Consider the following 11,703-nt stretch of genomic DNA (forward strand, 5'->3'; position numbering starts at 1 on the left):
CTACTTGAATTTAGAGATCATACCTAAAAAACGACAAATAAGATAAATTTTTAGGTCTAGTCTCACTACCCCCTGCATAATTTGTACGATCTGGAAATTTGTACTTTGAAATATAATCACCAAGTGTTACGTTATATACAAAAGAATAATTACCATCACTCCAATACCAACTATCTTCACGGTGTGCTTGATAAGCCTCTTTAAATAAATGGTCATAGGATCTATAGTCAATTTTGTCACGATTTATGCGGTGATCATGACTCCTTAATGAATCACTCTGTGTTGCTCCTAAACTTCTAGAATTTGAAGCATCATAGTGTCTTAAAAACCTACCCGCAAGACTTGGTGCAGATGATATTCCTAAAACTCTAGCTGCATAGCAATTTGATGGCAAACTTCTACCATCTGGAATACAAAATTTACCCGTATTAGTAAACGCTTCAATAAGCTTATGTCTATTTAGGATTGTCCCTTCAATTGGAAATTTTGCAGTTAGTGTGCCAACAGCAACCTTTTCTATAAAAAAATCAATCATATGCTCTAAAGTAGCATCCAAAGTATCATCTAATACAGATGACATATTCTTACAAATAGGATAATACCGTCTATTTGCAATACTCTTACCATCACAAACTGCAAATACGCCTTTGTCTTTAAGTAAAATTGGTTCTCCAATCTCGCCTGTGTAACCTTTAGAATCAAGATAAGTGCCAACTCCAAATTGTATGCAGGTATTACTATTTGCAATTCGTAATTTCAAATCATCATAATCCTTATTATTAATACTCATAAACACCACTTCACCAATCATATCTATAGAATGACAAATACGTTAAATTCCTAGGCCTAGTCTCACTATCTCCTGTGTATCCTGTCCAATCTGGAAAATTGTACTTTGATATATAATCCCCAAGTACTAGGTTATATATAAACTTATAAGTACCACCAGACCAATCTCCAGATTTGGAAAGTTTATTAAAAGACCTAACAAGACGACCATCAAAATTGATATTGTCTCTATTTATGTAGTGGTCATGGCTTGCAAATGAGTCACTTTGAGTATCTCCAATGCTACGAACTGAGTCATAAGAACCGTTTCTGTCATGGTGCCTTAAAAACCTACCCGCAAGACTTGGTGCAGATGAGATTCCAAATCTCTCCCTTACAAAACAATCTTCTGGAAGGCTTCTCCCATCTGGTAAGCAAAACTTTTTTGTTGCTTCAAACGCTTCAATTAACCTAGACCTAGTAAGCTTTGATCCCTCTTGTGCAAACTCAGAAGTTAGAAAGCCTGGATAAGTACTCTCCAAACATCTCTCAACCAAATCTTCTATGTAAGAATCCAAAGTATCATCTAAGACTGGTGGTAAACCTTTATTTATCGGATAGTATTTTCTATCCTCACTACTCTTACCATTACAAATAGCAAATAACCCCTTATCCTCTACTACAATAGGCTCTCCAAGCTTACCAATATAATTCTTCGCCTGCTCCATATCTCCAGCACTAAATTGTATCTTAACGTTATCAGTTTGTAAGCGTCTCTTTATCTCTTCAAAATCATCATCACTTATAGCCAAATTATGCGACCTCCTCTTTATCTTTTACATTCTCTTCATACACATTAAAATCAATAACTCGTGAACTTAGATCCGATTTTTTTGTAAAAGATATACCAAGCTCATTTTTAAAAAATGAATCTCGCATTAATAAATCTAGAGAATTACTCTTAAGACCTACATTGTTTTCCACAAAACTATTTCCTGCAAATCTTGCATTTACAACTTCATCAAGTTGTAATGCAACACCTGTATTACTTAAAAATTCAACTTCATTAACTTTAAGACTTGAAAAACTTGTAAAGTGTAAGCCATCTCTATTCTTCTTAACAACACCACCCCTCATTATTGCATTAACTCCATTGGCAATCGATGCCTTCTTATTAGACTCAATCTCAACTCCAATAAGAGTCATATTATCAACATCACGAATATCAAATCCGCAATTTGTAGATCTGAAAATAACATTCTCAAGAAGTATCTTTTTAACTTTCATTGTCTCTAAAGCCACTCCTTCATTACAAAGAAATGTAATATTCTTAAGGTAAATGAAACTTGCATCATTTAAGTAAATAGAAGACCTCTCTTCTTCTTTAATCCTATAAATTGAACACAACCTCAAATTAGCAAAGAGTGCAAATTCGCTACCTTTTAGGTATGAATCTAAGTGCTCCTCATCACTCAAATTACCACCCCTTATCCAAAGTTCACTCATAGGCTTTTGACATATAGTTAGCCTTGACATCTTAAATGAACGAGTTGCGATGAAAATATTTTTTGCAAATCCACCAGCCCGAATTACAACTCCATCATCTCCTTTAATCTCGAAATTAGATATATCAACTGAGCCATACATATAAAAATCACCGGGGAGTAATTTGATTTTGCTTGTTCCAGAACGTTTTGCTAAGTCTAAAGCCTCCTGAATTGTAACTTCATCCTTAAAGCCTGGTGCAACAAGATGGGGACTTGCAAAATCATTATCTCTTGCTGCAATATAATTAAAAGGTGCAACTATAACCTCACGAATAGATTCTAAATTATCTCTAGAGCCTATATATTTAGAAGTTGTAAGGTAATCATAGTGAGTGTAATCTCCCCATGTAATCCCTTCATACTCGTAAAGTCTTATATTCATATCAAATCCGGAAATCTTTTTTGATAAAATCAAGAAAAAATGATCTACATCATAATCCTCAAACTTAAGTTTTACAAAATCAGTAAGGTCTAATTCTTGAGTTGACCTGAAATTAACGATTGTATGTCCTTTAACTCTTAAATTAGTTAAAAATTCAAAAAGCCTTAAAGCCGAATTGGAATCAAAAATAAACCTGGTTGAATACTCAAATCGCTTACTGTAAAAATCATCTGCATTATCAGTCTGCAATATATTACGAGCAGTTGTATAAAAAACATCACCATATATATCAAAGTAGTAAATATAACGAGAACCTTGACTTGAGGATGTATTTTTAAACCAAATTCGGGATTTGGTTGGATAATATTCTTCATGCACAAGTTTAATATCAGAGTCAGCACTAAAACGGGCCTCAAGATTATGTGTTGAGATTATGGCTAAATGGTCATTTATTGCATAATGGTCATGCCATACTTCCCTTTTCTTAAAATCCCACTTATAAGCTGTATCAAACCATTTAGGATCATATTCCTGGTAGACAAAACTACCTATTTTATCTGCAAAATCAGGATAAACTACTCCTTTTTGCAAAACCGCAACATAAAGACTACTCCCAGATCCTTTAACATTAATGGGAGCAGAATAAAGCGGCCTTTTATTTGAAATAGCTTCTTCTCGGCTTTGAAATTTACCTTCTCTCCAAATAACCCTGGTTGAATCATAACTACTAGAACTACTCTTTGACAGAACATAACTTGAAGCATCAATAGAGCAAAGCTTTACATCCCTTTTTATAACCTCACTCTTCCAAATAGGTAAAATCTGTAGTTTCCCATCACCTGTAAATGTATATGCATATCCAAATTCATAAAGCAATGCTGAGAGAATTGTCCCAAGGTCCTCTCCATCAGCAATAATTACTGCAGGCACTTTTGCCAAAATGCTCTCAGAGCCATCATCATCAATCAAATCTTTAAGATTGCTTTTAGCTAAAATTAAATGGACTACTGATTGCTCCTTTATTAATGGATTATATACATAAAGCCAATCGGGATTGTAATTAATAGGAAATTGAATAGGCTTCTCAAAAACAACACTCAAAAGTTTAGAATAATCATTCACAGTAAAGCTAATACTTTTAGTGGAGTTAAACACCTCTCTGTTGAAAAATTTTTCTAACACACCTTTGAATAATGACTTCGTTCCCTCACTTAAGATCACATATACATCTTCTTTCCTAAAGAATAGGAAATCCAAAAATTCATCTGAAAGACCATTTGCATCAAATTTAAAGCTACTTGATGCGGTCTTTAGTGTAGGGTCTACAATTTTAAGTTCGAAAGACATACTAGATATATCAGTGTAAGGGGTTAGATCAAAAAATTGACCTTCATCGGTAAAAAAGACAATACTTAAATCACAAAACTCTGGACTCTCTCCCTCGCCTTGAACATCTTCAGTTTGAACAGCTTCCAAATTAGATTCAACTCCCAGGTCAGTATGATCACTAGAGATTAGCTCATCACTAACTACTAAAGAGGGATTACTAATATCTAGAGAAGACAAATGAACAGAAGGGGAGGGGTCAGCTTCAAAATTAAGTGTTAAACCCCCTTCTGTTAAATCCTTATCAACTTTATCTTCTTGCTGCAAACTTAAATCTCCCTTGTGCCCTACTCCTGCAAGGACACTTGGGTATACCTACGGTATATATCAATAGCAATGGGTTTGACCAAAGCTATGTAACGCTTATAATAAGCCATCCTTGCCTTAATGCCCTCTTCTCCAATACCACCCTTAAATGTGGGGTCAAAATTTTCAAATAATGGAAATTTATGCTGCTTATAATAAGCATTAACATAACTTTTAGCATCAATAAGCCATGCACTAAGACTTAACGCATACTCAAATAATGAAGCTTCATCACGAGCTAAGCTTACAGGGTCCTCTCTCCCAATTAAGGTAGGTTCCTTTGGAAGACTTGCAATCCCTTTGCAAGAGAATACTAAAAATAACAAACATAAAGATAACAAATAATTATTTAAAAAATTAAATCTACACTTCATAACAACCCACTAGTCCTTTAATTCCATTTTATCTAATGCTTCCTTAGCTACTTGACCCCTAAGCTCAACAAGCCTATCATATTCATCCCAATTCTCACCATTCTCTAAAACCCTGCAAGCATCAATTGCTAAGTCAATAGCACCTCTTAGTCTTGAATTTATGATCTCAAAAGCACGTTTGTTCTCATTATTTTTTGCAATCTCATCTTTTATAGAATATATAAAATTCAAGATTGAACTTGTAAGTGTCATTCCCTCTCGTGCAAGTTCAATCTTAGATTCTCCTAAAAGGGAACCAAACTCTTGTAGTAGAAAATCTTTTGCAATTACTGCATCAAAAAGTTTATTTACATTTTTTGCTACGCTCAAAATCAAACCTCCAAAATATCTTTTTTACTACTTACACATTTCTAAACTGCTCACTATAGAGAGCAAGTCTTTGCCTAATATCAAAACTAAGAGACGCATCAATAAGCTTAAATACCCTTAAAGACTCAAGTACGCCATTACTTACAGCTTTAGAACTGCCAAGTGAGTCCCAAATAACAGAACTTAAATCATTATCAAGAATTACAAAATGGTATAAATCATTCTCTTTGTATTTGCCAACTAAAATATCACAATTATCAGGCTCATAATGAGTAGGGGAATAATGGACATTCAGATAATGAATATCCTCACTAACTCCAAGATGCTTAAATATTAAATTTGGATCAAGAACGTATGAATTGACATCTTTTAAACAGCCAGCAGTTGCAAGGCTTTTAAAGAGTAAATCGACTTCAAACTTATCGAAATATTTCTCAACTTTATCTTTGATTTCTTTAACTACAAATGCAATAAACAAAATGCATAAAAAATAACATCCAAATTTGCAAATAGCAACGTTTTGGTCTTTGAAATTATATTGAAATGGAACTACTAATCTATGTTTTTCTACTTCTTTTATTTTTTCACAAACTTGGTAAGACGAATCTTCTAAAGACACAGCACCTTCAAGCAATTCTGATTTATGCTTTTTAATGAAGTAATCTTTCAAAGCTTTGTATGCAAAATCATAAAAAATCATAAAAATTTTACTTCTCATACATCCCCTCCTCTTCAAGATTTTTTAATAAACCAAAACATTTATCTAATTCTTCCCTAAATGCATTTTTGATTTTAAATCTCTCTTTAAGTAAAAGACTCTCTAACTCCCCCATCATCTCTCTACTCTCTGAATTTACTCTTTCAATGTCTCTCTTAAGGTCTTCTCTTAAGAAGATTTTTAAAGCTTCAAATTCTCCTTTAAGTCTCTTTTCAGATTCAATGTGTAATTCTTCCATCATCTCTTTTTTAAAATCAGATAAAAATCCTTTAAGGGCATAGGTTCCAATTCCAGACACACAAAGCATTAATGTTGTTGCAATAGTTCCAATAATATTAATCTGTCTCTTAATCCCACTAGACAACTAAAACCCTCCTTTTTTAAGCCTTTAATGACAAACAAGAAACTTCACTTTCCCTAACCTATTAATTTTTAAATAAAGCTAACAAAAGCAAAGTAGCTTGCTATTTTTATCAAAAAATAACATTACCAAAATCTCTAATGGAAAATATACAACATCAATATCATTTAAGTCAATTTATATTCGACTAATATAAAAATTAAAATTATTAAAAAACATGTAAAACTATTCTATAATAAACAATTTCTATTTTTATCTATACAGACTAATAATTGTTGGCCAACAATTATTAGTTTATTGATATATATTAACTATTTTTAATTTTTTACGTATGATAAAGATTACAAAATCTAAATAAAAAAGGATAACATTACTATGAAAAAAATAGGCAAAATAAAATTATATAAACTAGGAGAAGTAGTAGATATATTAAAAGAGGATTTCAATTATCAAACAAGTCCTGGTATTCTTTGCAAAAAGATAACATCTCTAAACGCTTATTTTACATATCAAAACTTGCGATACATTCCAGAATCTATCATCCAAGACTTAACTGTAGTTATAAAAAAAAAGAAATAAAAAGAAAGATTCAAACAATTATTGAAAAAAAACTAGAAAGCATAAAAAATGAATTAAAGATACATTATCAAAAGAATAATATATATACTCAATCTACTCAAAAAATAAACAATATAAAACTCCAAAACATCGAAATAAACACAATTATCACAGAAATAACAGGACTAAAAGAAGAAATACAAAACATAAAAAAACAAACACAAGAAGATATAAAAGATAAAAATAAGGAAATATTGAGACTAAAAGAAGAAATACAAAATATAAAAGAACAAACACAAAAAATGACACAAACAAAATTTATTCTAGAACCAAAAAGTCATTTAAATACACACAACAAAAAAAATATTTGATTTATACAAAAGAAATTTATGACTCTAATAAGCCTAAAAATAAAATTTATAGGATATTTCAAATCAAACAATAAAATACACTAATCACTGATAAAGGAATAAATCTAGAGGCTTTAAAAGCAAATTTACTCCTTTATCCCTTTAGATAAATTTCAAAATATAAATAGCATAATCGGATACTCTAAAAATTTTAATAAATTTAAAAAAAATCAATTTAAATTTAAAATAATAAATTAACAAACAGATTTATTGACACGAATCTCAAATTCATTTAAAATTCATATCTATGATGACATTCATTCTCATAAATAAATACATATACAGCAATTTTACAAAAACTATTTCTAAAATGTGGGAAGAGAAGGAAGTGGTATATAAAAAAATCACTTTGACCTCAAATCTAGCCAAAAGTGAATTTTTCATATATAATAAAAAAATTCCAATCCAAAGCTTCGACTCTGAAAATTTAACTTTGGATTAAAGGTTTACCGTATGGATAGTATACCAAAAGAAACAAAAAAATTCAAATCACAAGACAAAATAAAATTAATACTAAATAATCTTATAGAATCAAATAAAGATAAAACATCCTCTGATATTAAAGAAATCTGTGTATCACAAGTTAAATCGCTAATAATTAGAGCATTAAATAAATACGATAGACTGATTAAAATTTATTGGATCATAAATGCAAAGAATAAAAACTACAAGAAATCAAGTGGAATTGAAGAATATTCAGCAAGTGATATCTACAATATTGTAAGCAAATTATTAGAAAATGACGGCCATAAAAAAGTATGTAGACGAACATTTGAAAGAGACCTCAGACTTCTAAATGAAAGTGGGTTAATAAAATCTAAAATTAGAAAGTTTGGAAAAAATAAGGGAAGCATTTCTCACTATATACAAAATATGGAACTTGATCACATACATAAAGAAATAATTTTAGAATATCTTAAAGAAGATCTTAAAGAAAAGTTAAAGAACAAAAAAATTGTTGGGGATTTCGATAAAGACTACAAAAATACAACATTTAACTACAGAAACCTTGAAAGGTTAAACATACTACCCAAGTTGAGTCAACATAATAATATAAGCCAAATGTCGCATGTAGGGAACCCGGCTGTATTTAATAAAGCTAATATAAGCTATATAAATAATAAGAATTCTAAAGAATTGCTTTTAGAAAAAACTGTATCCATTAAACCAAAGGTAAGAGAGTGCAAATTCAAAAGGGATGATGTAGAGATGCGGCTTGTATCCAAACATAAAATCAGTAAAAGATACCTAATCCAAGTAAAAGAGTGCAGTAATAACGATGCAACTTACATAAATGCACTGATTAATCTAGAGAGAGCAATAATTGAATACAAAAGTGAATACAACATTGAAGATATCTTACAGCATTTCTTAAAACAGTTTAGCAATAGGTATAAATACAAGGTATGGATGATGATGAAGCGAAGAGATGGCATAGTTAGTGATTATGAGCTTATATGGGAAGGTAGATTTAGGGATTGGTACCCAAATAAGTACAAGAGCAATTACATGCCTAAAGAGACTTATGGAGAGCATATACAAGTTAAGCATAACTCATCTGTTGTTAAAGGGATGCGTGATAAACATTTAAGTCTTAAGGGAAGAGAGAAAATAGAGAAGCAATCGGAAGAAAAACGAAGACTTGAGAAAAAGAGAAGAGAAGAATATTTAAGTAAGTTGTTTGAACGTGAAGCTATGGAGAGAAAAGAGCGTTTAAGAAGAGCTCGTGAAGAGAATGCTTGTCTTAGAGAACAAGCTAGGGCAAGTATGTTTGCTACTTTAGAGAAAAGCAGGGCAGGGAATATGGGAGTTGACACGGAAAACAAAATAAATAATTTAAAGCCCTACAATAGAGCTTGCAGTCTATCAGGACCGGTGGGCCCGGTAGTGCTTAATAGAAATTTTGAAGGATTTAAGACTACTAAGGGTCTATCTATATCTAATTTAGGAACTTTAGTTTTATCAGAAGAGGATAACCTGAAGTTTAGGTGAAAGAGGAGATATGTCATGAAATTTAGTTTAAAATATTTAGTAAGAAGGCTATACATCAAACGCCATAGGTTTTGGGAAATTTATATGAGCGATGAAGTACAGTCTAAGAAGGGCGATAAGAGTATAATTAATTTTCCAATACTTAATTCAGAAGATATTGACTACGCGTATGTATATGGGTACGTTAAAGATTGGATAGGAGTAAAATATAGAGAGACCCTTGATATAACGATTTGGAAAGTAGGCAATGATGATTATTATTGTGAAACTAAGCGGGGAGCGTTGATGAATAATATATTGGATATGTTTTATGAAGATTATAAGGAAATGTTACTTAAAAAATTAGAACAAAGGGAAGTTGTTAGTGTAACTGAGGAGGTTGTTAAGGGGGGGCTTGAGGATGTTACGAGTGAGGTAAGTGCTAAAGAGGTAGAAGATGGCTTTGAAGGGAGAGAAAGGGGTAAGCAAGTTAAGGTTACTAAAAAAGCTAAGTCAATAAGTGCGTAGCGTAGTATCAATTTAAGGGACTTATTGCTTTTAAATAAAATAAAGAATTACTTAAAAATAATAGTTAATAAAATACCTATAGAGATGGTAATAATAGTGCCAAACATCCAATTATGAAGTTTAAGTTTATTATCGAGGTCTTTAATATCAGATTTTAATTCAGTTCTAACGTTGTCGATTTTATTATCGAGGTCTTTAATATCAGATTTTAATTCAGTTCTAACGTTGTCGATTTTATTATCGAGGTCTTTAATATCAGATTTTAATTCAGTTCTAACGTTGTCGATTTTATTATCGAGGTCTTTAATATCAGATTTTAATTCAGATCTGACTGTATCAATTTTGGTATCCAGTTCAGTTTTGACAGATTTAATCTCAGCGTGTAAGGTTGCTTCAACCTTTTCAATCTTGATGTTAAGATTATTCTCAACAGTATTAATCTTGTTATCAAGTTCATTGAATTTAGTATCAATCTTATTGTCAAGTTCATTGAATTTAGTATCAATCTTATTGTCAAGTTCATTGAATTTAGTATCAATCTTATTGTCAAGTTCATTGAATTTAGTATCAATCTTATTGTCAAGCTCGGTTTTAACAGATTTAATCTCAGCTTGTAAAAGAGCTTCGACTTTTTCGAGTTTAAGGTTAAAAGTAGTCTCTAAATACTCAATATCCTTGTGAGTAAGCTCATTTTTATAATACCTATAAGACAGGTCAATAGCAATATCTCTATTTATACCAGCTCTAGTCAGTTCAGCAATAACCATTTGTTGAGTAATTATTGGTTGAGGAAGTCCCATAAAATCTCCTTATAGGTAAGTATAGAGTAAAAAAAGAATTAAAACAATAGGCAAAAGAGAGGCTTCTACTAATTGATATTAAGCTAGGGTAGCGAAAAAAAATTTTTAGTACTTCACTACAATAGTACAAATCATATTTTATTAGCGCATTGTACATAATTGCTGCTAAGATGAACAAAATAGTTTTCATCTATTTATTCTTTTTATGAGTTATCACAAAAATATACATTGTTTTATTGCAAGAATATATGAGAAAATAGTTGTTTTTGAAATCTATTAGTAGATTTATAAGGTATGCCAAGTTGTTTGAGGTGTAAATTAATATAAGATTTGAGAGTATGTAAGTTTTTGTTTAATGTTTGATCAAGGAAGAAAGATTCAACTAGTGAAGCGATAGTAGAGAGAGTTTTATTAGGATGGTTTTTAAATAGATCTAGGTTATTTTTATTAAGTTTTAGTCTGTGAAAAGACTTAATATAGTTTATTTTTCGTATAAATCTAGAATACAAGGTTTCTTATCTAATAAGATATTGAGATGAGTATTATTGTAAGAGATATTATTGAAGGTAAATTTAGACTTAGCAATCAAAGAGTAGATAGAAATTATGTGTTTAGTAGTGATAGAGAAGTTGAATATATTTTTAGCAATGTAGTTAATTTTATATGCATGAATAGAGGATAAAATATTTTTATTTAAATTTTTAATGGAAGTAGCAATAACATTGGACTTGAGTAAAGAATATTGTTGAAGCTGTAGACCATTACTTAATGTATAAGTAATAATATTGTTATTAAAAGTATAAAATATTTTTATAAAAGGATCTTTTAAATGTTTTAAAGGTATACCGGAAGCCATGATAATGCCAAGTAAATTATGAATAGTACTAGAAGAGAGAATGAGATGATTACTAATTAAAATAAATTCATCAGGATTAATTTTATAAATAGGGATATAAGGTATATTTATAGTAAATAAATTTTTTAGAGAGAACATATGTATATATAAGTATAATACTATTAATATAGAAAAGAGGGATGCAACTATATATTTTTTTAAAGCAACTATTGAGTTTTTATGCAAACTATTAATTTTATAAAAAAGGTAGAATAAACTTATGAGTTTTTTATATAAACTATTAATTTTTAGTAGTAAACTTATGAGTTATATGTGGAAACTTATGATTTGTATAAATGGATAAATATTCTATACTATTAACAAAATATA

General features: G+C 30.4%; 12 protein-coding genes. 4 read left to right on the forward strand and 8 right to left on the reverse strand.

What is annotated here, in order from left to right:
* Positions 1-10: 10 nt before the first annotated feature.
* The 7 genes from bpuSUM_RS08255 to bpuSUM_RS08285 are packed head-to-tail and all read right to left on the reverse strand — an operon-like array spanning position 11 to position 6,214.
* Positions 11-811 (reverse strand): hypothetical protein, encoded by an 801-nt coding sequence (locus bpuSUM_RS08255; RefSeq protein WP_247067848.1) that lies wholly within the window; start codon positions 809-811, stop codon positions 11-13.
* On the reverse strand, positions 801-1,580 hold the full coding sequence (locus bpuSUM_RS08260) for a hypothetical protein (RefSeq protein ID WP_247067850.1): 780 nt from the start codon (positions 1,578-1,580) through the stop codon (positions 801-803). Before bpuSUM_RS08260 ends, bpuSUM_RS08255 begins: the two co-directional genes overlap by 11 nt.
* Before the next feature lies 1 nt (position 1,581).
* Positions 1,582-4,350: a NosD domain-containing protein gene (locus tag bpuSUM_RS08265; protein WP_430644671.1), complete on the reverse strand. Its 2,769-nt coding sequence runs from the start codon at positions 4,348-4,350 to the stop codon at positions 1,582-1,584.
* Positions 4,351-4,370: 20 nt separating this feature from the next.
* Positions 4,371-4,763: a BBA14 family lipoprotein gene (locus bpuSUM_RS08270; protein ID WP_247067852.1), complete on the reverse strand. Its 393-nt coding sequence runs from the start codon at positions 4,761-4,763 to the stop codon at positions 4,371-4,373.
* Between the two features lie 9 nt (positions 4,764-4,772).
* Positions 4,773-5,132: a hypothetical protein gene (locus tag bpuSUM_RS08275; protein ID WP_247067854.1), complete on the reverse strand. Its 360-nt coding sequence runs from the start codon at positions 5,130-5,132 to the stop codon at positions 4,773-4,775.
* A 31-nt stretch (positions 5,133-5,163) separates the two neighbouring features.
* The gene (locus bpuSUM_RS08280) at positions 5,164-5,850 is read right to left on the reverse strand and encodes a DUF261 family protein (RefSeq protein WP_247067856.1); all 687 of its coding nucleotides are present in this window, start codon (positions 5,848-5,850) and stop codon (positions 5,164-5,166) included.
* Positions 5,840-6,214 carry a hypothetical protein gene (locus tag bpuSUM_RS08285; RefSeq protein ID WP_247067858.1) on the reverse strand — a complete coding sequence of 125 codons (375 nt, stop codon included), beginning with the start codon at positions 6,212-6,214 and terminating at the stop codon, positions 5,840-5,842. Before bpuSUM_RS08285 ends, bpuSUM_RS08280 begins: the two co-directional genes overlap by 11 nt.
* A gap of 467 nt (positions 6,215-6,681) precedes the next feature.
* On the opposite strand from bpuSUM_RS08285, the gene bpuSUM_RS08290 reads away from it, so the two are divergent.
* The 3 genes from bpuSUM_RS08290 (at position 6,682) to bpuSUM_RS08300 (ending at position 9,678) form a co-directional block, all read left to right on the forward strand.
* Positions 6,682-7,140, forward strand: coding sequence for a hypothetical protein (locus bpuSUM_RS08290; protein WP_247067859.1), 459 nt, complete (start codon positions 6,682-6,684; stop codon positions 7,138-7,140).
* Between the two features lie 492 nt (positions 7,141-7,632).
* Complete coding sequence (locus bpuSUM_RS08295) at positions 7,633-9,171, forward strand: plasmid maintenance protein (protein ID WP_247067860.1); 1,539 nt, start codon at positions 7,633-7,635, stop codon at positions 9,169-9,171.
* 84 nt (positions 9,172-9,255) lie between these two features.
* A complete protein-coding gene (locus bpuSUM_RS08300) occupies positions 9,256-9,678 on the forward strand; it encodes a hypothetical protein (RefSeq protein WP_247067862.1) in 423 nt (140 codons plus the stop codon).
* A gap of 47 nt (positions 9,679-9,725) precedes the next feature.
* On the opposite strand, the gene bdr is transcribed toward bpuSUM_RS08300, so the two are convergent.
* Positions 9,726-10,478: a Bdr family repetitive protein gene (bdr, locus tag bpuSUM_RS08305; RefSeq protein ID WP_247067863.1), complete on the reverse strand. Its 753-nt coding sequence runs from the start codon at positions 10,476-10,478 to the stop codon at positions 9,726-9,728.
* Positions 10,479-11,013: 535 nt separating this feature from the next.
* On the opposite strand from bdr, the gene bpuSUM_RS08310 reads away from it, so the two are divergent.
* Positions 11,014-11,160 carry a hypothetical protein gene (locus bpuSUM_RS08310; RefSeq protein ID WP_247067811.1) on the forward strand — a complete coding sequence of 49 codons (147 nt, stop codon included), beginning with the start codon at positions 11,014-11,016 and terminating at the stop codon, positions 11,158-11,160.
* Positions 11,161-11,703 lie beyond the last annotated feature (543 nt).

This window comes from Borrelia puertoricensis (assembly GCF_023035875.1).
Classification (GTDB): Bacteria; Spirochaetota; Spirochaetia; order Borreliales; family Borreliaceae; genus Borrelia; species Borrelia puertoricensis.